This is a genomic window from Mesorhizobium sp. WSM4840, from assembly GCF_055811755.1.
Genome location: NZ_JBVVQD010000041.1, coordinates 1 through 22126 on the forward strand (window position 1 = coordinate 1; position 22126 = coordinate 22126).

Annotated in this window: 21 protein-coding genes; 4 read left to right on the forward strand and 17 right to left on the reverse strand. The window is 63.6% G+C overall.

What is annotated here, in order from left to right; translation table 11 throughout:
- Positions 1 to 276: 276 nt before the first annotated feature.
- The gene (locus tag AC0L3I_RS32720) at positions 277 to 1719 is read right to left on the reverse strand and encodes a DHA2 family efflux MFS transporter permease subunit (protein WP_473529662.1); all 1443 of its coding nucleotides are present in this window, start codon (positions 1717 to 1719) and stop codon (positions 277 to 279) included.
- A gap of 243 nt (positions 1720 to 1962) precedes the next feature.
- Between AC0L3I_RS32720 and AC0L3I_RS32725 the strand changes: the two genes are divergently transcribed.
- Together AC0L3I_RS32725 and AC0L3I_RS32730 are read left to right on the forward strand one after the other, a co-directional pair.
- Positions 1963 to 2964, forward strand: a complete 1002-nt coding sequence (locus AC0L3I_RS32725; RefSeq protein ID WP_473529663.1) for an ornithine cyclodeaminase family protein — start codon at positions 1963 to 1965, stop codon at positions 2962 to 2964.
- Complete coding sequence (locus AC0L3I_RS32730) at positions 2961 to 4442, forward strand: HAL/PAL/TAL family ammonia-lyase (protein ID WP_473488138.1); 1482 nt, start codon at positions 2961 to 2963, stop codon at positions 4440 to 4442. The genes AC0L3I_RS32725 and AC0L3I_RS32730 overlap by 4 nt, the downstream gene beginning before the upstream one ends.
- Positions 4443 to 4461: 19 nt before the next feature.
- Here the strand turns inward: AC0L3I_RS32730 and AC0L3I_RS32735 are convergent, their stop codons facing one another.
- From AC0L3I_RS32735 to AC0L3I_RS32800, 14 genes are all read right to left on the reverse strand, one after another.
- Entirely contained in the window at positions 4462 to 5265 is an 804-nt protein-coding gene (locus AC0L3I_RS32735) for a 3-methyl-2-oxobutanoate hydroxymethyltransferase (protein ID WP_473488139.1), read from the reverse strand.
- A gap of 95 nt (positions 5266 to 5360) precedes the next feature.
- Positions 5361 to 5672 carry a MocE family 2Fe-2S type ferredoxin gene (locus AC0L3I_RS32740; protein ID WP_473529664.1) on the reverse strand — a complete coding sequence of 104 codons (312 nt, stop codon included), beginning with the start codon at positions 5670 to 5672 and terminating at the stop codon, positions 5361 to 5363.
- A gap of 44 nt (positions 5673 to 5716) precedes the next feature.
- Positions 5717 to 6805: a fatty acid desaturase family protein gene (locus tag AC0L3I_RS32745; RefSeq protein ID WP_473529665.1), complete on the reverse strand. Its 1089-nt coding sequence runs from the start codon at positions 6803 to 6805 to the stop codon at positions 5717 to 5719.
- Between the two features lie 91 nt (positions 6806 to 6896).
- Positions 6897 to 8078 carry an aldose 1-epimerase family protein gene (locus AC0L3I_RS32750; RefSeq protein WP_473488141.1) on the reverse strand — a complete coding sequence of 394 codons (1182 nt, stop codon included), beginning with the start codon at positions 8076 to 8078 and terminating at the stop codon, positions 6897 to 6899.
- A gap of 16 nt (positions 8079 to 8094) precedes the next feature.
- Positions 8095 to 8877, reverse strand: coding sequence for an ATP-binding cassette domain-containing protein (locus tag AC0L3I_RS32755; protein ID WP_473488227.1), 783 nt, complete (start codon positions 8875 to 8877; stop codon positions 8095 to 8097).
- Positions 8874 to 9854 carry an ABC transporter permease gene (locus AC0L3I_RS32760; RefSeq protein WP_244603137.1) on the reverse strand — a complete coding sequence of 327 codons (981 nt, stop codon included), beginning with the start codon at positions 9852 to 9854 and terminating at the stop codon, positions 8874 to 8876. Before AC0L3I_RS32760 ends, AC0L3I_RS32755 begins: the two co-directional genes overlap by 4 nt.
- 85 nt (positions 9855 to 9939) lie before the next feature.
- Positions 9940 to 10875, reverse strand: a complete 936-nt coding sequence (locus AC0L3I_RS32765) for a sugar ABC transporter substrate-binding protein (RefSeq protein ID WP_473529666.1) — start codon at positions 10873 to 10875, stop codon at positions 9940 to 9942.
- A 63-nt stretch (positions 10876 to 10938) separates the two neighbouring features.
- Positions 10939 to 11853 carry a sugar phosphate isomerase/epimerase family protein gene (locus AC0L3I_RS32770; protein ID WP_473529667.1) on the reverse strand — a complete coding sequence of 305 codons (915 nt, stop codon included), beginning with the start codon at positions 11851 to 11853 and terminating at the stop codon, positions 10939 to 10941.
- A 26-nt stretch (positions 11854 to 11879) separates the two neighbouring features.
- Positions 11880 to 12992 (reverse strand): Gfo/Idh/MocA family protein, encoded by a 1113-nt coding sequence (locus tag AC0L3I_RS32775; RefSeq protein WP_473529668.1) that lies wholly within the window; start codon positions 12990 to 12992, stop codon positions 11880 to 11882.
- 35 nt (positions 12993 to 13027) lie between these two features.
- On the reverse strand, positions 13028 to 14107 hold the full coding sequence (locus tag AC0L3I_RS32780; protein ID WP_473529669.1) for an ABC transporter ATP-binding protein: 1080 nt from the start codon (positions 14105 to 14107) through the stop codon (positions 13028 to 13030).
- Between the two features lie 4 nt (positions 14108 to 14111).
- Complete coding sequence (locus AC0L3I_RS32785; RefSeq protein ID WP_473529670.1) at positions 14112 to 15197, reverse strand: ABC transporter ATP-binding protein; 1086 nt, start codon at positions 15195 to 15197, stop codon at positions 14112 to 14114.
- The gene (locus AC0L3I_RS32790) at positions 15194 to 16153 is read right to left on the reverse strand and encodes a carbohydrate ABC transporter permease (RefSeq protein WP_473529671.1); all 960 of its coding nucleotides are present in this window, start codon (positions 16151 to 16153) and stop codon (positions 15194 to 15196) included. Before AC0L3I_RS32790 ends, AC0L3I_RS32785 begins: the two co-directional genes overlap by 4 nt.
- Positions 16150 to 17010, reverse strand: coding sequence for a carbohydrate ABC transporter permease (locus tag AC0L3I_RS32795; protein ID WP_473529672.1), 861 nt, complete (start codon positions 17008 to 17010; stop codon positions 16150 to 16152). The genes AC0L3I_RS32790 and AC0L3I_RS32795 overlap by 4 nt, the downstream gene beginning before the upstream one ends.
- Before the next feature lie 78 nt (positions 17011 to 17088).
- Positions 17089 to 18702, reverse strand: coding sequence for an extracellular solute-binding protein (locus AC0L3I_RS32800; protein ID WP_473529673.1), 1614 nt, complete (start codon positions 18700 to 18702; stop codon positions 17089 to 17091).
- Positions 18703 to 19073: 371 nt separating this feature from the next.
- Here AC0L3I_RS32800 and AC0L3I_RS32805 point away from each other — a divergent pair, with 371 nt between their 5' ends.
- On the forward strand, positions 19074 to 20105 hold the full coding sequence (locus AC0L3I_RS32805; protein ID WP_473529674.1) for a LacI family DNA-binding transcriptional regulator: 1032 nt from the start codon (positions 19074 to 19076) through the stop codon (positions 20103 to 20105).
- 135 nt (positions 20106 to 20240) lie between these two features.
- Positions 20241 to 20396, forward strand: a complete 156-nt coding sequence (locus tag AC0L3I_RS32810; RefSeq protein WP_473529675.1) for an SIP domain-containing protein — start codon at positions 20241 to 20243, stop codon at positions 20394 to 20396.
- Here AC0L3I_RS32810 and AC0L3I_RS32815 read toward each other — a convergent pair.
- Together AC0L3I_RS32815 and AC0L3I_RS32820 are read right to left on the reverse strand one after the other, a co-directional pair.
- Entirely contained in the window at positions 20393 to 20830 is a 438-nt protein-coding gene (locus AC0L3I_RS32815; protein ID WP_473529676.1) for an aconitase X swivel domain-containing protein, read from the reverse strand. The two genes, AC0L3I_RS32810 and AC0L3I_RS32815, sit on opposite strands and share 4 nt — an antisense overlap.
- Positions 20827 to 22074 (reverse strand): aconitase X, encoded by a 1248-nt coding sequence (locus AC0L3I_RS32820; protein WP_473529677.1) that lies wholly within the window; start codon positions 22072 to 22074, stop codon positions 20827 to 20829. The genes AC0L3I_RS32815 and AC0L3I_RS32820 overlap by 4 nt, the downstream gene beginning before the upstream one ends.
- Positions 22075 to 22126 lie beyond the last annotated feature (52 nt).

The following is a 22126-nucleotide window of genomic DNA, read 5'->3' on the forward strand; positions in this document are numbered from 1 at the left end:
AATGCCCTGGCTCGATAGGATGGCAAACTGTTCGCGATGTCCTCGCACACCTGTTCGCGATGTCCCCAGTCCAAACAGCCTTGTGGGAGAAGGTGGCCTCGCGAAGCGAGGTCGGATGAGGGGTGCTGGAAGGATCGTTGAATAGAAGCATAGAAGATGTAAGCGCTTCAAATCGTTTTATATTTGCGCGCCGCGTTTCTTCCAGCACCCCTCATCCGTCTCGGCGCTACGCGCCGATCCACCTTCTCCCACAAGGGGAGAAGGTCAAGCCCGACCTCAGTTCCGCGGAAAGTGGCCCGAAACCTCGGCGCCCGCCGTCGGCGGCAGCGCCAAAAAGCGGAACGAGGCCGCGAGCCCGATAGCGCCGATCGCCAGGAAGGCGAGGCGGAAGTCGAAGAGGTCGAGCACCGGCCCGCTTCTCGCGATCTGCGACAAGTTGAGCAGCGCCGCGGCGACCGCTACGCCGAACAGCATCGCCACTTGCTGCAGCATGCTGGACAACGTCGCTGCCGAGCTCCGCTGCGGTGAGGCCACATCGGCGAAGGCCAGCGTGTTGAGCGCGGTGAACTGCATCGAACGCGACAGCCCGGCAATCAGCATCAGCGCCACCACCAGCGCTTGCGGGGTCTGCGGCGATATCGCCGCACAGGCCATGATCGACAGCGATGCGATCACCCCGTTGACGACCAGCACCGAACGGAAACCGAAGCGCTTCAGCGTCGGTGTCGTCACCGTCTTCATGCCGAGATTGCCCAGAAAATAGGCCAGGATCAGCATGCCGGCATCGACGGGTCTCAGGCCGAATCCGACCTGGAACAGCAGCGGCAGCAGAAACGGCGTGGCGTTGATGGCGACCCGGAAAATGGTGCCGGCCGACAGCGTCGAGATGGCGAAAGTCTGTACCTTGAATGCCGTGAGGTCGAGCAGCGGATTTTTTGCGCGCGCCAGATGCCGCACGGCCAGCCAGCCGACCAAGGTGCCGGCGACAAGCAGCGCTACGGTCGGCATGGCGCCGTCTTCCGGATGGGCGATGCGCTCGAGGCCGTAGAGCATTGACGCGAGCCCGACCGAGGTCAGAAGGAAGCCCGGCCAGTCGAGCGGCCTGGTTTCGGAGTCGCGGTCGCCGGGAATGAAGCGGGCGACCAGCGCTAGTCCCGCTGCGCCGAGCGGAATGTTGATGAAGAAATTCCAGTGCCAGGAGAGATACGTGGTGATAAAGCCGCCAAGCACCGGCCCGATCACCGGCGCGAACAGCGCCGGCCAGGTGATCAGCGCGGTGGCGTTGAGCAGCTCGGACTTCGAGGCGTTGCGCAGCACCAGGATTCGGCCGACTGGCGTCATCAGCGCACTACCCAGGCCCTGCACGGCACGCGCGGCGACGAACTGAGTCAGGTTCTGCGAGATGCCGCAGGCGATCGAGGCCAGCGTGAACAGCGCGATCGCCACGAGGAAGATGTTGCGCGCGCCGAAACGGTCGGCGAGCCAGCCCGACAGCGGCACGAACACCGCCATGGTCAGCATATAGACGGTGATGCCGATGCTCATCGCCACCGCCGGCACGCCGAAGGATTCTCCCATCTGCGGCAGCGATGTCGAGATGATCGTCGAATCCAGAAGCTGCATGAAGAAGGCGACGGCGACGATCAGCGCCACGCGCCGCGCCTGCCGCGCCGTCGTCGCGGTCTCGACCAAGGCTTTGTTTTCGGGAATGGCGGTCATGCGCAGAACTGTACGAAAGTTTTTCCCGCGCCACTGGGAACCAGGCAATTGTCCGGCAAATCGATGACGCACCGGTTTGAACAGCATTTGGGCGGCGCCGTCCAGACATGGACCAACAAACTTTCGTGTCGTATCGCAACCTGTTATGCGATGACTGAACCTCGCCATCGAACTTTGACGCTTCGCGATTTCGTTTCGGCTCTTCTGACTAGGAACGCCCCCTTCATCAGGACCAATCTGCGCATGAAGCCCATCTACATCGATTATCTCAACGCCCTCGACATCGAAGCGCTTGATATGACCGATGCCGAAATCATCGAAGCGGTCGAGGCCGGCCTGATGGCGCAGGGCAACGGCCAGACGGTGATCGAGCCGCGCGTCCATCTCGAGCCGGACCCGTCCTTCAACGGCCATTTCAATGTCCTGCGCGGCTACGTCGCGCCGCTCGATGCGGCCGGCGTCAAGATTGTCGGTGACTATGTCGACAATTACCTGCACGGCCTGCCATCAGAATTCGGCATCCTCAATCTCTTCGATCCGCGCACCGGCACGCCGCGCGGTATTCTCGACGCCACTGGGATCACCGACATGCGCACCGGTGCCGTCACTGCCATCGGCGCAAAACATCTGGCGAAAAAGACGTCGAAGATCCTCGGCCATATCGGCGCGCGCGGCACCGCCTACTGGAACGTGCGCCTCCTCGACCACCTTTTCGACTTTGACGAGATCCGCGTGCATTCGCGCCGGCCGGAAAGCCGTGACGGCTTTGCCGCCAAGCTGTCCACCGATCTCGGCAAGAAGGTCACGGCGGTCGCCGACTGGCGCGCTTGCGTCGAGGGCGCCGACATCGTCGTCGAGGCCTCGCGGCTGCCGGAACCGCAGCCGCTGCTGAAGACCGAATGGATCAGGCCCGGCGCGCTGGTGATGCCCTACGGGACGATGAGCGCGGTGGAGCTGTCGTTGACCGACATCATGCAAAAGATCGTCGTCGACGACTGGGGCCAGTGCAAGGCCGGCAAATTCGGCTCGCTGCGCGCCCATGTCGAGACCGGACGCCTGAGCGAACAGACGCTGCACGCCGAACTTGGCCAGATCGCCGCCGGTCTAAAGCCAGGACGCCAGAGCGACGACGAGACGATCCTGTTCTGGCATCGCGGCCTGTCGCTCTCCGATATCGCGCTGGGCAAGGCGATGCTGGCCAAGGCGCAGGCCCAAGGCATCGGCCAGCGGCTGCGCTTCGCATGAGTGCGCTCGTCCTCACCGGGGCCGGCATTCGCGTCGAGGATGTCGCGGCGGTTGCCCGCGACGGACGCAGGGTGGAAGTAGCCCCCGCGGTCATGGAGAGGCTGGACAGGGCGCGAAAAGTGCTCGACCGCGCCGCCGCTTCTGGGCAGCCAATCTATGGGGTCAACACCGGTCTCGGCGCCAATCTCGGCACGTCGGTCAGCGGCGACGCCAGCGCCTTCCAGCGCCAGTTGCTCGAAGGGCGCAGCGGCGCGGTGGGTGACGCGCTGCCGCAAGACATCGTGCGCGCGACGATGCTTGCCCGTGCGGCGATGCTTTCGGCCGGTGGGTCGGGCATTTCGTCAGAGGTTTTCGTCGCACTCATCGACGCGCTCAATGCCGGCGTGCATCCGGTGATGCCGTCGCTGGGCTCGATCGGCGACAGCGACCTGCTGCTGATGGCAACGCTCGGTCGCATGCTGACCGGCGACGGCGAAGCCGACTTTCAGGGCCGGCGCATGCCGGCGGCCAGGGCGCTGGCATTGGCGCGCCTTGCGCCTGTCAGCCTCGCCCCCAAGGACGGGCTGTCGCTTATAAGCGCCTCGGCGGTGTCCGCCGGCAGCGGCGCGCTGGCGGTGGCCGACGCACTGACCGCCTTCGCGCAACAACAGCAGGCGGGCGCGCTGACCATGGAAGGCATCGGCGCCAACCAGACGATCCTCGACCCACGCTTGCAGGCGGCGCGACCAGCAACCGGCCAGCAGCAGGCGGCAAAAGGCTTGCGCGATCTGCTGGCACGCGACAAGGCGCCGTCACCGACGACCTTGCAGGACCCGCTGTCGATCCGCTGCATGCCGTCGATCCATGGTGCGCTGCTGCAGGCAATCGATCAGGCCAGGCAAGCCGTCGAGATCGAGCTCAACGCCGCCGCCGACAACCCGCTGGTGCTGGGCGACGAAGACATGGTGCTGTCGACCGGCAATTTCCACACCCCTTCGCTGTCGCTGGCCTTCGAGACGCTTGGCCTTGCCATAGCTCAATGTGCGGCTGCCTGTGCCGCCCGCTTCATCCAGCTCACCGGCTCAGGCCGCAACGGCCTGCCCAAATATCTGTCGCCGGTCGGCGGCGCTTCGGCCGGCTTCGTGCCGCTGCAAAAGACAGTGAGCGCGATTCTCGCCGCCATCCGCCACAAGGCAAACCCGGTGATGCTCGACTTCCTAGCCGTCTCGGAAGGCGTCGAGGACCATGCGACCCAGGCACCACTGGCCGTCTCGAAATGCGCCGACATGATCGAGCTGTGGCAGCGGCTGATTGCCTTCGAGCTGATAGCGGCCGCACAGGCCGTCGACCTGCGCGATGGGCTGACGCTGGCGCCGGCGACCGCCGCGATTCATGCCGCGGTGCGCGCGCTCGTCCTGCCGCTCAGGGAGGACAGGCCCCAGGGCATCGACGCCGAGGCGCTCTACGCCGCACTCGCTGGTGGAAGCTGGCAGGCCTAGCTAGTTTGCGCCGCCCTGCTCAAGCCGCGCTGTCGACCCTTTTCATGAACAGACCGAGTTGGTCCGGGTCCATGTGCACCACATGCTTGTCTTCGGGATAGGCCAGGCTGTTCACGTCGGCGACATATTCGGAAAAGGCGGCAACGCGTTCCGCCTGCAGGCGGTCATATTCGGCGGCAAAATTGCGGTAGACCTTGGAATGGCGGGGCATGTGGCCGCGGTTCTGCCCAAGGATATCGTCGGCGAATAGATATTGCGCGTCACAGCCGGTGCCCGCCCCCATCGACAGCATGATCAGCGAGGTCCGTTCCGAAATTGCCTTGGCCACCTCGACCGGCACGACTTCGATCTCGGCACCGATCGCGCCGGCGGCCTCGTACTGTTTGACCGCTTCGAAAATCTGCATGGCGCTGTCGGCGGTTTTGCCGACGGCCTTGAAGCCGCCGGTCCAGGTGGCGCGCGATGGGATCAGGCCGACATGGCCGATCACCGGGATCGCGTCGTCGGCAAGGCGCTTGACGGTGGCGAAGCCGGCGCTGCAATAGACCGCGTCGGCGCTTGCCTTGTAAAGCCGGAATGCCCAGCGCACGAAATCGTCGGCTGTGCCGATCTCATAGAAATTGTCGCCCGGCATGGTGAACAGGCTGGGTGCGGCATCGCGGTATTGCGGGTTGAGCACGAGCTCCGGCGGTACCGAGACGATGTCCACCCCGGCTCTTTCGGCGGCCTCGGCCTCGTCCATCGTCAACACGCGCAGCATGGTCAGCTGCCGCTTGCCCTTCATGGCGCGCAGGTCGGCGATCGTGGGTCTTTTACGGCTCATCGATTTTGGTTCCTTGTTGCGTATACGGCAGGCCAGTCAGGATTCAATTTGCATGATATTTCCGAAAACCGGGTCCCACTTTTCGGGATCATGCTTTAGATCTGGATCATCACCTTGCCAGCTTCGACCTTGACCGGATAGGTCTGCAGATTGACACAGACGGGAGCCCCTTTGGCCTGGCCGGTCTTGTAATTGAAGCGGCCATTGTGCTTGGGGCATTCGATGATGTCGTCCATGACAAGCCCGTCGGCCAGGTGGGCCTTCTCATGCGTGCAAAACCCGTCGGTGGCAAAGAATTCGTCATCAGGGGAACGATAGATCGCGAAGGTGCGGCCGCCATGGTCGAAGCGGATGACATCCTCTTCGTCGACGTCGTCCGCGGCGCACGCTTCGACCCAATCGGCCATCTCTGTTTCTCCCGAAATTCCTGCATTGCGGCGGCGCGCGGTGCCTATTCAGCTGCTGCCGACATGTTCACTTCGTGGAACTCGCCGCGATAGGGCCGTGCCGTCGGAGGCAGTTCGCGCTTGAGGAAATAGTCCTCGTATTTGAGTTGCCTGAGCAGGACCGGCCAGACCTCGCGATAGGCATGCCACATCGACGGGTTCGGCTCCGGCAAATCGTGCTTGATCAGTTCGTGCAGCCTGGGCAGCGCGTGATAGGGCACCATCGGGAACATGTGATGCTCGACGTGGTAGTTCATATTCCAATAGATGAACCGGCTGATCCGATTCATGTAGACGGTCCGGCTGTTGAGCCGATGATCGACCACATTGTCGGCGAGACCGATGTGCTGCAGCAGCCCTGTCAGCACCATGTGCCAGGTGCCGTAGAGGCGCGGTACGCCGATGAGCACCAGCGGCACCCATGACCGCATAGTGAGGGCGAGCGCAATCGTGGCGACGTAGATGGCGACATGCCAGCGCGCGGCGATGACGGCCTTGTGCTGTTCCATCTCGGGAACGTAGCTTTTCTCGTCGGGCGTCAGCTTGCCGAACGCTTGACGTACCAGCGCCGGAAGCGAATAGCGAAAATCAAGGATGCCGGTGAAAGCGAGCGCCGCACGCAAAAGGTCCGGCGGGCGCATCACGGCGATCTCGGCATCGCGTCCGACGATGATGGTGTCGGTGTGGTGGCGGGCATGGCTCCAGCGCCAGGTCACCGGATTGCGCATCAGCATGAAGCTGGCGATTTGGTAGACCACATCATTCATCCAGCGCGTCCGGAAGGCGGTGCCATGGCCGCATTCGTGCCAGCGCGAGTCGCTGGAGGAGCCGTAGAGCACGCCATAGACGAAGAAGAACGGCACGCACCACCAGGTGCCCCAGAAATAAACGCCGCCGGCAGCGGAACCCAGGATGGCGGCGATCCAGATGATCGTGTCGCGGATCGCCGGGCCGTCGGAACGTTGCATCAACTCCTTGATGACCTTGCGCGGGACGTCGGTATGGTACCATTCGGCCGAGGCCAGTCCCGTCTCGATCGCCCTGCGCGTGCTTTCGCCAACCAGGCTGTAGTCGCGCTTCATTGTGCCAGCCATTGTGACCTCCAATTCCTGGTGGGCCGCGAACCCTCCCCGCTCCAACCGGAGCGAGCCTCCCAACTGGTGCTTCGCGTCGTCCTCGCCATCATCACGATCTGCCTCCGAGCACCGGAAAATTGCCTGACGGCCGCGGATAATCCTGCTGCGGCTGCCTGGCGATGTCAGCGATCCGGCTTTCAGCGGCGGCGATGTCGCCGGCGCCGTCGAGAACCCGGAACACCGCATTGTAGGAGCGGCTTTCGCCATGCTCCAGCCAGATCATCTCGCCGCGCTCGCGCGCCGACAGATTGCCGAGCACGTGATGCGTCGACGGCTCTATGCCCAGCGCATACTGTCCCGCCTGGAAATTCTGCCATTCATAGGCGCAAGGCAGTTGGTCTTTGCGCGTGACGACTTCCAGGCCAAGGCCAAGACGGTCGTTGACCACGGCCACCGGCACCTCACCCTTGGCGTCGGCGCCGAGTTCGTGCTGCCAGACCTGTTCCATGAAACCCAGTTGCGGCGCCGGCACTGTGCGATAGCCGACCTTTTGCGCCTCGTAGCGCTCGCCGGCATGGCCCGCCCAGACAACGTCGCGAATCGGCGCCAGATAGCGCGAGCCTTCGTCGAGCACCGGATGGCTGACGTTGATGTGATAAAAGTACATATGCGGCGTGCGGTTGAAGCCGTGATTGACGACACGGTCCGACAGCCGGATCTCGTTGCCGCCGACATCGGCCTCGATCCGCCGCAGCAGATGCAGATCCTCGCCGAACACCGTCGATTGCTGGACGATCGCCTCGGCCCACAGCACACAGCGGTCGCTGTCCCACGCTTCGCCGTAGCCGACCAACCGCGCCGGGATGGTGCTGACGCGGCCATGCAGCGAATGGCGCACCGTCTTTTTCGGCGGATAGTTGTAGCTGTCGGCCGGAACCTCGTCCATGAACAGGATATGGTCGAGGCCGCAGGTCAGCAGCAGGCCCGAAAACGACCGTGCCCAGGCCAGCCCCTCCTCGCCTTCATACTCGTGCAGGCCGGGATGGCGAAAGCCGCTCGGCGAATGCCAGCCGATCGCCTGGCCCTTGAAGTCGCAATCGGCGACATCAAGCGCCCGGTCGACCAGCGCGGTGAAACGCAGGCCGGAGCCGGTGCGGAATTCGAGCATCCGTATGCCGCGCTCCACCCCGTCGCCAAGCGTCATCAGCCGCACGCCGGCGAATTGCGACAGCATGCCGGACCGCTCCGAGACCTGCCGGCGCGAAAGCGTCTTGCCGTAAAGCTCTACCATGTGACGGCCAGTTCCTTCACTTTGCTCTCGTCTCCTTGAGCAGGGCCGACATGTCGGCGCCGGTGATGATGCTCTCCACCGTCAGCAGGTCGGTATCGGCGACCGTCTGCTCGGCGACGATCTCGCCGCGGCGCATGACGATGATGCGGTCGGCGACCTGAAAGACGTGATGGATGTTGTGGGTGATCAAAAGCACGGAATGACCGGCGGCGCGCACCTCCTTGACGAAGCGCAGCACGCCGTGTGTTTCCTCGACGCCGAGATTGTTGGTCGGCTCGTCGAGGATGATGACCTTGGCGGCGAACTGCATGGCGCGCGAAATGGCAATCGACTGGCGTTCACCACCCGACAGCGTGCTGACCAGCGCATCGGCATCGAGCTTTTTCGAGATGCCGACGCGCTTCAAAAGTGCCGCGGCGGCATCGCGCAGCTTGGCGAGGTCGAGCGGCGCGAACACGCCCAGCCATTTCAAGTTGACCGGCTCGCGACCGAGAAAGAGATTGCGCGCGATGCTGAGGTCCGGCGCCAGCGACGTATCCTGGTGAATGGTCTCGATGCCGAGATCCATGGCGTCGCGCGTCGAGCGGATCGAGACTTTTTGGCCGCGCACATAGATGTCGCCGCGGTCGACGGGAAACACGCCGGAGATCGCCTTGATCAGCGTGGATTTGCCGGCGCCATTGTCGCCGAGCAAGGCCACCACTTCGCCCTCATTAAGTGTGAAGGAGGCGCTCTTCAGGGCGCGGACGCTGCCGAAGGACTTTTGCAGGTTCTGAAGCCGAAGCACTTCCATGGTCAGCTCCTGGCGGCGTTCTTCTGCAGCAACGCGTGCAGGATGAGCATGGCGAGGATGATGACGCCGACGAAGATGTTGTAGGCGAGCCCGGGCACGCCGATCAGCACGATGCCGTTGCGGATGCTGCGCAGCATCAGCGCACCGACGATCGTGCCCAGGATGGTGCCGCGCCCGCCGGTCAGCGCCGTGCCGCCAACCACCACCATTGCGATCACTTCGAGCTCGTAGCCGGTGCCGGCCACCGGCGAGGCGGCAGAGATGCGGAAGGCGCTGATCATGCCGGCCAGACCAGCCAGCACCGAGGTCAGGATGAACAGCCAGATCTTGACCGCATCGGCCGGCACGCCGCGCGCCACCGCGGCGTTGCGGTTGGAGCCGATGGCGCTGATCCAGTTGCCGAGCTTGGCGTAGTGCAGCACGTAGATCGCCAGCAGCGACAGGGCGATGAACCACCACAAGGACGTATAGAAACGGAACGTTCCGATATTGAAGCTGCCGGCCAGCAGCGTCACGAAAAAGCCTGGCTGGTCCCAGGATTTTAGCGGAAAGCCTTGCGTGATGTAGAGCGCAGCACCCCGCACGACGAGCAGCATCGACAGCGTCACCAGGAAGGAGGAGATGCCAATCTTGGTGACGATCAGCCCGTTGATGGCGCCGATCGCCACGCACAGCAGCAGCCCGGCAAGCAGCGCCACACCGATATCAACCTGGCCGCTCTGCACCAGCAGCATGACGATGACCGGCGCCAGCCCGAAAACGGCGCCGACCGAAAGGTCGAACTCGCCTGCTGTCAAAAGCAGCGTCATGCCGAGCGCGATGATGCCGAGCTCGGGCAGGAAGGCCATCATGTTGGAGATGTTGAGCGGCGACAGGAAGTTGGCGTCGGCGATGGCGAACACCGCCAGCAGCACCATAAGGATGACGAGCGAGGAGAATTGCGGTGAGCGAATCAGGCTCGACCTGCGTTTCACGTCAGGCATTTCCTCTTCTGCGGCAATTGTCATGACGGATCGGACCATACTTCAAGGCGGCGCCCGCCGCCTGCGCGGCGGGCGTCAGTTTCCATCACTTGTCGTAGAGTTTCAGGATCGGCTCGACGCTTGTCGCGTCGTAGAGGCTGAAGGTGTGAATGTCGTAGCCGATCGGTTCACCCGAGGCGGCAAGCCCGAGCAGCGCCACCGGCATGAAGCCTTGCGCCGACGGGAACTGCCAGGCAGCCGCGTTGACGAAGCCGGCCTTGACGGCTTCGGCGGTTTCCCGGGAATTCCCCCAGCCGACGACCGGGATCTTGCCGGCCGGCACGCCGGCGCCGTCGAACACCCGCTTGATGCTGGCCGCGACGGAATCGCCGAGCGCGATGATCGCCGGCGGATTGTTGGCGACCATATAGTCGGTCATCTTGGCGATGATGCCGGCCGGATCGGTGCCGCAATCGACCACATCATATTTGATGCCGAGCGGATCGAAGACGCTGGCGATGCCTCCGGTCTCGAGCTGCTGGTAGCTGGCTCCAGGCACTTCCACCGGCAGGAACACCTTGTCGCCCTGCTTCACCATCTTGTGGTCGACCAGGTACTTGGCCCAGATGGCACCGGCCTCCTTGAGATCGGCGCCGACATAGGCCTGCCTCCCGGTTGCCGGATCGTCGGTGTTGAAGAACACGATCGGGATGCCGGCAGCCTTGGCTGCCTTCACCTCTTCCGTCCACAGCCCGGGCTGCGCCGAAGTGGTGGCGATACCGTCCGGCTTGGCGGCGAGTGCTGAGCTGAAAGCTTCCTTCTGCGCCGCCATGTCGCCGCCGCTGAAGGAGATCTTGCAGGTCACCTTGAGCTGGTCGCAGGCCTTGGTGGCACCGGCATTCCAGTCGAGCCAGAATGCATCCGACGGGCCGCCATGCGACAGCAGATAGAACGTCTTCTCCTGCGCCAATGCCTGCGAGCTGAATGCGAGACCGGCGAGCACCGTCGCGGCCGCCGCCAGTTTCAATCCGAATTTCAACATTTCTCTTCCTCCATTATATTTCCTCCCGGCGGAAAGCGCCGCCGCGGCGACGCAGGACTCCTGTCAGAGCCCGTTGGCGCGGAACTTGCCGTCGAGGAATTTCTTGGCCCGCGGCACGTCATCTTCCGAGAGATGCTCGATGATGACCGGGATGTTCGGGTGCTTTTCGGCAAGCCGCTTGAGATAGAGATCGTAGTTCAGCGAACCGAGGCCGGGCGCCGGCAGCTCGATCTCGCCTACACCGCGGAAAGTGTGGCTCTCCAGCGCGTCCTCGTCGCCGATGTCGGCGTGCTTCTCCGACTTATCACCGCCCGAGCGCTTGACGTCCTTGGCGTGGGCTATTTTGATTTTGTCGGTCAGCGTGTCGAACACCTGGTTGAGGATCTGGTCCATCCTGTCGATGTTGTGCGTCTCGAAATAGTTGGTCGGGTCCATCAAAAGGCCGAGGCCCGGATGGTCGACCTGCGCGAACATCTTCACCGTCTCCTCGACCGAGCCGACGACGTTGTTGACATAGGTTTCGAGCAGGAAGACCGCGCCGTGGTCGTAGGCCGTCTGGGCAAGGTCGGCGATGACCTTGCGGCATTGCTCGAAACCTTCCTCGGTCTTGTTCTTCGGATGGTGCACCCAGTCGGACTCGGTGTTGTAGGTGCCGGTTTCCGAGATCACGTAAGGCGTGCCGAAATGGCGCGCATTGCGGATGATCTCCTTCAGATAGCCGACGCGCCTCTCGCGCTCGCCCATGTCGGGATGGATGATGTTGGTGTAACCCGACACACAGCAGATCGGCAGATTGTGGTCGCGGAAGGTGTCGCGAACCGTCGTGGCCTTGTCCTTGGTGATCTGCCCGGCCGACAGGTCAACATCCTTAAAATGCAGATCGAGCTGCACCGTGTTGAAATCGAGCGCGCGGATCTTTTGCGCGGTTTCCTTGAGGCCGTACGGGAAATAGCCCGTGAAGATACCTGCCTGCATCATGATGTGAAGTCCTCCCTGTAAGCGATTCAGTTGATTGAGTTTGTCGAGATTTCGGAAAGCTTGACCGTGCGACCCTCATCGATCGAGCGATAGCCCGCTTCGATCAGCGCCATGGTCTTGACGTTGTCGGCGACGGAAAGTGCGGGCGGCTCACCCGTCTTCACTGCGTGCTGGAGCTGCTCCATCACGCCGATGAAGGCATGCGGGAACCACATTGTCTCCCAGCTGGGTGTCACCCATTCGCCGCCGGTGGTCGCGGTCGAGGCATAGGTCAGCGTCGAGGCAGAACCCGTCGGCCAGCCGATCGTGCCCTTGGCGACGCCCTTGGTGCCGTCGACGCGCCAGTTGATGTGCTGGTCGTCCTTGTAACCCTCCTGGCGCGGGCCGGACCAGACATCCTCCAGCGACACTGCGAGCACCCCGGACGGAAACCGCAGCGTCGAAACGGTGATGCCGTCGGAATGGTCGAACTTCGTGCGCGGATCCTTACGCGTCAGCGTCGTAATCTCGTCGGGATCACCGAACAGGAAGCGCAGCACGTCGAGATGGTGGACGCTCATATTGGCAAGCGTCAGCCGGTCATAGTCCTCGAGGAATGTCTGCCAGTGCGGGATCGCATGCATGTCGATCTGCGCGAAGACGATGTCACCGAGCGCGCCGCTATCCATGATCTGCTTCAGCACGCGCATCGACTGGTCGTAGCGCATGTTCTGGTTGACCGAGAGGATCTTGCCAGCCCTGGCCGCCTCGTCGCGCAACTCGATCGCATCCTTGAGCGACAGCGCCAGCGGCTTCTGCGCCAGGATCGCCTTGATGTGCGTCTGCTTCAGCGCATGGCGGATCAGCGCCGGCTGCTGGTCGGGCGGAAACGCAAGGTCGATGATCTCGACATTTTCGTCCTCGATAAGCTGTTCCGGCGTATCGTGGACGGTCGGGATCTCCCAGCGCTTGGCGACCTTCTCAGCACTGGCCTTGGTCCGCGAGGCGATCGCCACCACGGGAAACCCAGCTTCGTGATAGGCGGCAAGATGGCACTCGGCCATGATCATGCCGGCGCCGACGCAGCCGATCCTGAATTCCCTGGTGCGGACTTTAACGTCCGGCTCGAAGCCGTTTCCCGCTATTTCTTCGCTTGCCATATGTTCCTCCCGAAGCTCGTTCCTTGCAGCCGCCGTCATCTTGCCAGCGCTCCCCCGCTTTGCCCGAAATAATGCACCCTGCCCGGCTCGCAGGATATCGCCACCATGGCATCCGGCCTGATGTCCGGCTGGCCGCGCAGCAGCGCCCTCAGGCGCGCCTGCCCGGCAGCGAGTGTCACGACGGTATAGCCGCCGAGCGGCTCGACCTCGAACACTCGCGCCGGGCGGCCCGCGCGCCCATCCGATGTTCCATCCCGATCCAGCCAGGGCCGGACCTTGATGTCTTCAGGCCTGAGCCCGATCTCGACGGCATCGGCCGGCGCGGCCTTATCTGCGATGCGGATCGTGCCTTCGGCTGCCTCGACGCCGCCCTCGCCGCGTAGCAACTTCAAGATGTTCATCATCGGCGAACCGAGCAGCCGCGCCACATAGGTGCTGGCCGGCCGGTCATAGATCTCGGCCGGCGCGCCGATCTGCCTGATCTTGCCATTCTCCAGGATGGCAATACGGTCGGCGACCGACATCGCCTCTTCCTGGTCGTGCGTGACATAGATCAGCGTCTTGCCGAGCTCACGCTGGATACGTTTCAGCTCGACGCGCGTCTCCTCGCGCAGCCTGGCGTCGAGCGCCGAGATTGGATCGTCCATTAGATAGGCATGGGGGTCGCGCACCAGCGCCCGAGCGATCGCCACGCGCTGCCGCTCGCCGCCCGAAAGCTGCGCCGGCGGCTTATGCAGGATGTGGCCGATATGCAGCTTGGCCGCGACGTCTGCGACACGCTTTTCGATTTCGGCCTCGGCGACCCGGCGTTCGACCAGGGGAAAGCGGACATTGTCGCGCGCGCTCATATGCGGAAACAGCGCCAGGTTCTGGAACACCATGGCGACATTGCGTTCGGCCGGCGACACCGTGTTGACCGGTCTGCCGCCGATCAGGATTTCGCCGGCGTCCGGCGTCTCCAGCCCGAGCACCAGACGCAGCACCGTCGACTTGCCCGACAGCGGCGGGCCGAAGAAGCAGAAGAACTCATTGTCGTTGACAGTGAACGAGGCGTCGTCGACGGCGAGCGTGTCGCCATAGCGTTTCGTCACATTGCGGAAGACGATATCGGCCATGGTCTCAGCCCGCCTTCATGGCAAGGCCGGTGGCGGCGTCGAACACACGCACGGACGCCTGGGCCGGCGCGACAACCGCTGTCTGCCCGATCGCCAGCCCGACGTCATTGTCGAACATCGCCTTCACCGTGCTCTCGCCCTGGCCGAAATGGACGATGGTGCGCGCGCCGATGCGCTCGATGAACGTTACCGGCATCGACAGGCCGCGGTCTGAGAGAATCACCTGCTCAGGCCGAAAGCCGTAGAGCACATCTTCGCGCGCGGCCCTCACCGCCGGGGCGAGATTGTCCGGCAGCGGCGGCGTGACACCGAGCGGCCCGAGATCGATGACCAGGCCACGGTCGCTTTCCGCCGGCCTGCCCTTGAGCAGGTTCATGCCCGGCGCACCGATGAAGCGGGCGACAAAGACATTGGCCGGATCGTTGTAGACCTCGAGCGGCGTGCCGACCTGCTGCAGCACGCCATGGTCCATCACCGCGATGCGATCAGCCATGGTCATCGCTTCGAGCTGGTCGTGGGTGACATAGACCATGGTCTGCCGGAACTGACGCTGCAGCTGTTTCAGTTCGGTCCGCATCACCGCCCGGAAGGCGGCGTCGACATTGGACAGCGGCTCGTCGAGCAGGAAAATCGCCGGCTCCGTGATCGCCGAACGGCCGATCGCCACGCGCTGCAATATGTTGACCGACAGCCTGTCGGCCTTGCGGTCGAGCAGCGGAGTCAACTGCAGCATCTCGGCAATCGCGCCGACGCGGCGGTCGATCTCGGCCTTTGGCGCGCCACGCATTTTTGGGCCGTAGGCAAGGTTCTGTCGCACGCTCATATGGGTGAAGATCGCATAGTTCTGGAAGACGAAGCCGACGCCGCGCCGTCCCATCGGCACGCCGGCCATGTCGCGCTCGCCGAACAGTATCTTGCCGCTGGTCGGCTCTTCCATACCGGCGATCATGTTCATCGTCGTCGACTTGCCGCAGCCCGACGGCCCGAGCAGCGCCATGAACTCGCCGTCGGCGATGGCGAGATCCATCGTCTTCAAGGCGGTGGAGTCGCCAAACTTCTTGACCAGGTTCTGCAGATGGATCGCGCTCATGCCGGCACCTCGCGTACCCGGGCCATGCGCTTCATCGCAAACACCGCGGCGATGGACAGCACGATCAGGATGGCCAGCGCGATCGCCGCGACATAGCCCCAGATCAGGTCCTGGGTGGTGAGCTTGTAGATGTAGACGGAGATGGTCTCGGTGGCGACGCCGGGACCGCCGCCCGTCATGATGTAGAGCGTGTCGAAGATCTTGAAGTTCTCGATGATCCTGATTGCCAGTGCGATGATGATGATCGTCTTCATCTTCGGCAGCACGATGGTGACGAAGCGCTGCCAGGGATTGGCGCCAAGCAGCGTCGCCGCTTTGATCTGGTCCTCGGGCACGCCGACCAGGCCGGCAAGCAGGATGAGGAACATCAGCGGCGTCCATTGCCAGATGTCGGCGAGCATGACGGCGATGAGCGCCAACGTCGGGTCCGACAGCCAGGCGATGGTGACGGGAAAGCCTGATAGCGCCGACAGGATGTCGTTGACCGGTCCGCCTGACTGGAACAGCATGAAGAACATGTAGCCGGCCACCGCCGGCACCACCATCATCGGCATCAGCAGGATCGAATAGAAGATCCGCTTGCCCGGGAACTCGTCGGCAAACAGCGTGGCGAGTGCCAAGCCGAGCAGGAATTCCGCTGGCACGCAGACGATCATGACGATGGCCGTTCTCTTGAGCGCGCTCCAGAAGCGCGCGTCGGCGGCAAGGTCGGTGTAGTTGGCGAAGTTGTTCCACAGCGACCAGGCGCTCCACCAGCCGAGGCCGGACAGCGGCGACCAGTCGGTCAGGCTGATATAGAGCTGCATCAACAGCGGAAACACCGCGATGAACAGCACCAGGATCTGCGCCGGCAGTGTCAGCCGGAAACCGAGCTTTACCCCTTCGTCCCGAAGGGTCGGCTTTGCCTGGACGGTTTTCATCACGTCCTCCGGAATCGTGGCAGTGACCGCGCTCATTGCTTGAGCGCCCCGAAGGTCAGCCCGCGCACCAGATGGCGCTGGATCGCGATGCCCATGATGACAGGCGGCACCGCCGCGATCAGGCCGAGTGCCGCCTTGGCACCGTAGAGCTGGCCGGTCATCGAAGACGACAGCGAGGCCATGTAGACCGGCACCGTCACCCATTCGCGTGTCGTCAAAAGCAGCGCGATCAGATAGTCCGACCAGTTGAGGATGAAGACGAACAGCGCGGCACTGGCCAGCGGCGCGCGCATCATCGGCAGCGTGATGCGGGTGAAGACGCGCAATCGCGAGCAGCCCTCGACCAGCGCCGCTTCCTCGATCTCGCGCGGCATGTCGTCGAAGAACGTCTTCATCAGCCAGAACGCAAAGGGCAGCGTGACGATGCCGTAGATCAGCGACAGCCCCCACCAGCTGTCGGTAAAGTTGAGAAAGGCCCACATGATCATCACCGGGGTCATCACCGCCATCGGCGGAAACAGGCGGAGCTGGATCAGCGCCAGCGGCAGGTTCTGGCCCGAGCCGAAGCGCGACAGCCCGTAGGCCGCCGCGGTGCCCGCCGACATGGCGATCGCCGTTCCGAACACCGCCGACAGCAGCGATGACAGGATCGGTTTCAGGGCGGTACGGTCGAGCGCGGCGATCAGGTTGTTGGTCGATTCACCGAAGACGAAGCGGAAATTGCTGAGCGTCGGGTTCTTCGGCCACCAGGTCAGGTCGGCGCCGGTCGCCGACCATTCGGCGATCGGCTTGAAGGCCATCGAGACCATCCACAGGATCGGCACCAGCGTCACCGCCATAGCAGCAAGGATCGCTGCATAGCGGAATATTTCGAAAGGAACGGAACGCTTCATTTTGCAGCTTTGCTGGTACCATCGTTTGCGGAGGGGAAGAGCAAACTCCTCCCCTACATTCGTATGCTGGGAGGAGGATCAGCTGATCGGATCGAGAACGGTGGGCCAGGCCTCCTTGTTGGTCTTGATGGCTTCGAGAAGCTTCTCCTCGCCGGTGCGGCGGGCGATCTTCTTCCATTCGGCCTCGGTGTCGACCATCGCCTGCTCGGCGGTCTTGGCCTTGGTCAGCGCGGCAACGAGGTTCTCGTCCAGCGCATTGTGGAAGGCGGTGGCGCCGGGATAGTTGATGGTCGGCACGGTGCGGGCGACCGTCTCGCGCACCACATCCATGTGATAGGCGTGATAGGTCTGGCGGACCAGCGGGTCGGAGAAATCCGACAGCCGGAACGGATCGAAATAGCCGCCCGGATTGGCGGTCATCCAAGCATAGATGCGGCTCGATCCGAGCCACTGCAGGAACAGGTAGCAGGCCTCCGGATTCTTGGCCTGCGAGGAGACCGAAGCCGATAAATTGAGCCACAGCACCGAACGGCTGATCAGCTTGCCGTCGATCTCGCGGCCCGGCGGCAGCATCGAGCCGATCTTGCCGGTGACCTGCGAATCCTTGTTGCCGGCATTGTCGAGGAATTTCGGCAGGTTGGAGAAAGCGCAGGTCATGGCGGCGCCGCCCTTAGCGAAATTGCCATACTGCTCCGGCCAGCCCCACGAGATCGCATCCGGCGAATGATGGGCCAGCGATGCGATGTACTCGTTGGTAGCAGCTATGCCTTGCTCCGAATTGATCAGCGGCTTGCCGGTGTCGTCGAACAGGAACTCATTGGGCGAAGCCATTGAGACATAACGCTGATACCAGTTGGTGTAGCCCCAGCCCTGGTTGCGCAGATCGGTTGAGCCGAACAGGCCCTTGTCGGGGCGCTGGAAGAAGGCCGCGATCTCGTCATGCTGCTTCCAGGTCCTTGGCGGCGCCAGTTCGTAGCCATGCTTGTCGGAGAAGGCTTTCTTCTCGGCCGCGTCGCCGAACAGATCGGTGCGATAGACCCAGGTCTGGAAATCGCCATCCAGCGACACGCCATAGGTCGAGCCGCGATACTGGTTGAGCAGCGAGACGCCCTTGGCGCCGTTGACATAGCCGCGCTCGGGATCGTCCCATTCCGGCTTGTACTGGGCGACGAAGTCGTCGAGCTTCAGGATGCCGCCGGTTTCGGCTAGGTCGCCGAGACGGTTCCATTCGACCGCGTAGATGTCATAGGCTCCACCCTTGGTGGAGATGTCCTGCATCGTCTTGGTGAATTCCTGGCCGTTCGGCACGCCGACGATCTCGAGCGGAATGCCGGTTTCCTTCTCCCACAGATCCTTGATCGAGGGCGCGCCGGTGGGAAACGGCTGCGTCAACTGCCCGATCGAGCCGTCGGACAGGCCGAGCACGATCTTGGCCGGCGCCTTGCCGGCACCCTTCATCGCCTTGGCCGCCTCGATGGCGCGGCCTTCCGGCGTGTCGGGACCATACTGATAGCGCTCCGAGCCGTCGAAGCCCGTCGGGCCGCCGATCATGCCCGGCGCCAGCGCGTCGGCCGCATAGGCGCGGCTGGGACGGATGAATTTCGGTGCGATACCTGCGGCGGCAACAAGCACGGCCGCCTTTCCACCGGACGCCAGCAAACGGCGCCGCGACATGCGGATCATATCAGACATTGGAAGTCCTCCCTCGAGGGCCTTGTTCCTCCACGGCCCTCATGATGGATATTGACGGCACTATAGGAAGGCTGTCAACATCATAAATAATCAAAACACGTCATAACATCGCAAATGAGGCAGAGGATGCAGTCCAGCGAGGTCAGCCCACGGCACCTAGTGCTTGAATTTGAGGGAACCGAGCGCCGCGCCGATCCTTTTCGGCCCGGCTCGACGATTTGGTGTAGCGCGCCGGCTTGCGCATCGGCTAAGGCCGGATACATCATTTCCCATCAGAATCGCGGATGACAATGAAATCGTCGTCCGCCATCCGATCCGCTAATCCGCGATTTTGATGCGCCTGTAGCGCACCAGCAATGAGGTGATCGACTGTGCGGTCCACCCTGACAGACATAGCCCGGGAAGCCGGCGTTTCAGCCGCGACGGTCGACCGTGTGCTCAACAACCGCGCCGGGGTCAGGGCGCGCACCCGCGAGGTCGTGCTGGAAACGGCGCAGCGGCTAGGCTACATCGCTGAAAATTCGAACGGCCCGATCCCGCGCAATGCACCGCGCGGCGATGTCATACGGCTCGACTTCGCCCTGCCCGCCGGCACCAATTCCTTCATCAAGATGCTGCACCGGCACATCGAGGCGCAGGCGCAGTCAAGACCGGACCTCGATGTGCGCGTTGCCACGATCGAAGGCTTCAATCCCGACCGGCTTGCCCGCCTGCTGCAGGAATTGCGCGGCCAGACGCAAGGCGTCGGCGTCATCGCGCTCGACCATCCGACGGTCCGCGAGGCGATCCGCTCGCTATCGGCCAGCGGCGTCAAGGTCGTCACCATCGCATCCGATATCCTGCACGTGCCGAGGGTCGCCTATATCGGCATCGACAACCGCGCCGCCGGCCGGCTCGCCGGCTACCTGCTCAACCGCTTCATGGCCGCCGATCGTCCGGGCAAGGTCGCGCTGTTCGCCGGCTCGCTCTCCTATCGCGGCCATGAGGAGCGCGAGATGGGCTTCCGCCACATTCTGACGGAAGAATCGCCCAATCTCGAGATCGTCGAAATGCGCGAAATGCTCGACGATCGGGAAAAGGCCTATGCGGAGGCCTCGGCCCTGCTGGACCGGCACCCGGACCTGGCCGCGATCTACAATGTCGGTGCCGGCAACACCGGCATCGCCCGGGCGCTCAAGGAGCGCGGCCGCGCGCTGTCGACGGTCTTCCTCGGCCATGAGGTGACGGAGGGCACCAAGGATCTTCTGCTCGACGGCACGCTCGACGCCGTCATCGACCAGAACCCGCGCGTCGAGGCCCGCGAAGCGCTCAACACCTTGAGCCATGCGATCAGGGACTTGCCCTACGAGTTGCACCAGCCGAGGCTGCAGGTAATCTTCAGGGAAAGCATCCCGGAGATCTGAACGGAAGCTCCCGGGATTAAGAGAGGCCGCGCCAGCAAGCGCGGGCTGTGGCGCTGCGGCGATCAGGCTAATCTTGAGCTCGATGCCGTGCGGGCTATTGTCTTCGGGGACGATTAGGACCGGGATCGCCTCCGCATGCCGAACGGTTCGTCCTTCGGCTGGTTCGCGGCGGAAGCGGCTGCCGCGAGGATCGTTCGCGAGCACTGGCGCGACACGCTCGGGCTTGGCCGCGACGAGACGCTCGCTGCGGCCTATTGGCGGCGGGGCGCGGCGGGACCGATGGCCGGCTAGATCTTGCTCACCATCGCTTGCGCATTCTCGCCCAGGCCGATCGCGATCCGGTCGCCGGAGGCAATGCCTGATATGTCGCAGACGACCAGCGGCATGCTGATGTCGTAGAGGAACTCGGCGACGATGGCGCCGACGGCAAGGATCGGGTCCGGCCGCTCCAGCAGGATGCCGGCCGGCGCGGTGCCCCTGCGGATGGCCTCGGCGAGAACCGAAGACGAGGACGACGATCCGCGCCCGGATGCCATCACCAGGATCTTGCCGGCGACATTTTGGCCAAGACCAGGATGCGAGTGGTCGATGATTTCGCCTGTTTCGACGTCGATCCCGCCCCAGAAGCTGAGCACGTGCGAAAGCACCATCGCCGTGCCTTGCGCTTCGCCGGCAAGCTGGAACGTGCCAACTCTCCTCAAGACCGACTTTTCCAGCCCTTTCATGGCGCGCTCCGCACGACATGCCCGGCCGCTGCCGAGCGGACGCAATCTTCCATATCGCCGAACACCACTGACACGCCGATATTGCCGGGCGCGTAGTGTGCCCATTTGCCGGAATTGGTCATCACCACGCCGTCGAGACGCTCGAGGATGGTGGTGACATAGGTGCAGGTATCGGTCACCGGAATGAGGCTGAACTTTTGCGCATCGTCCAGCTCGCCCTCATCCTGCAATCTCTTCAACGTGGCGCGTCCGGTGTTGACATAGATCGGAACGCCCCTGCCCGGCGCGACCTCGCGCAGCAGCGGCAGCAGGCGCATCCACTCGTCATGGGAAAAATGCGGCGTGCCGAGCGACACGGCTGCAAGGGGTGCGCCGTCGGGGACGCTCGACAGCCTGGCCAGCGCATGGTCGATGTCGGCGCGAGAGATCCGGATCGTCGTCTCCGGCGCCATGCCGCGAATTGCCTCGTCGAGCGTCTTTGCTTCCGGCGTGATGCCCACCGCATGAAACAGCGCCACGGCGCCCGCCGTTGCCGCCGCCGCACCCAGCGCCTTCAGCTGGTCCTCGTCGCGCGGCTGCGGCAGGCCCGATATCACAGGAATGCGGTCGCCACTCGCCTGCCCGATGATCAGCCCCACGCCAACGAACAGGGCATCGGTAGGCTCGAAACAACCGGTCAGCTCGAACAGGATCTGGCCGCGTCGATTATCGCTCAAATGCAGGCCCCAGGCCGGCGCGCGCCCGGTCATCGCGCAGCACAAATCGATGAAATCGCCATAGCGGTTGGTCCGCGCGCCGATCACCGAATTGGCGAAGACGATCGCGTTGGACTCGCCCCAGGCGATCTGCTCGCCGAAAGCCGGGCGGAACCGGGTCTGATAGGGCGCGCAGGTGAAGGTCGCCTGGCAGCCGAGCTCCAGATGCGCCTTCATCAGTCGCCGCGCCGGCACTTCTTCGGCTGCCGGCATCTTCACCAGCCCGGGATGGATGAGGTCGAACGAGCCGACATTGAGTGTTGTCGGCACCCGAACGCGGCCGCCGCCCTCGACCAGCCTTTCGACGAAATCGAGGCTGGCTTGGCCGTGATAGAGGCAGCCATCGATATGGGCTCCTGCAATGTCCAACAGCTTGCGCGCGCCGACTGCGTTGGAAAAGGCGACCAGGATCTTCATCGCTGCGGCCACGGCCGGGCCCTGCTCGCCATCGAGCATGGACTGATCCTCGGTCGTCAATTCCAGCATCATCGGTATGCTCCGGCGCCCCACTATGCCCGACAGATGGAGGGACAGCACCCCC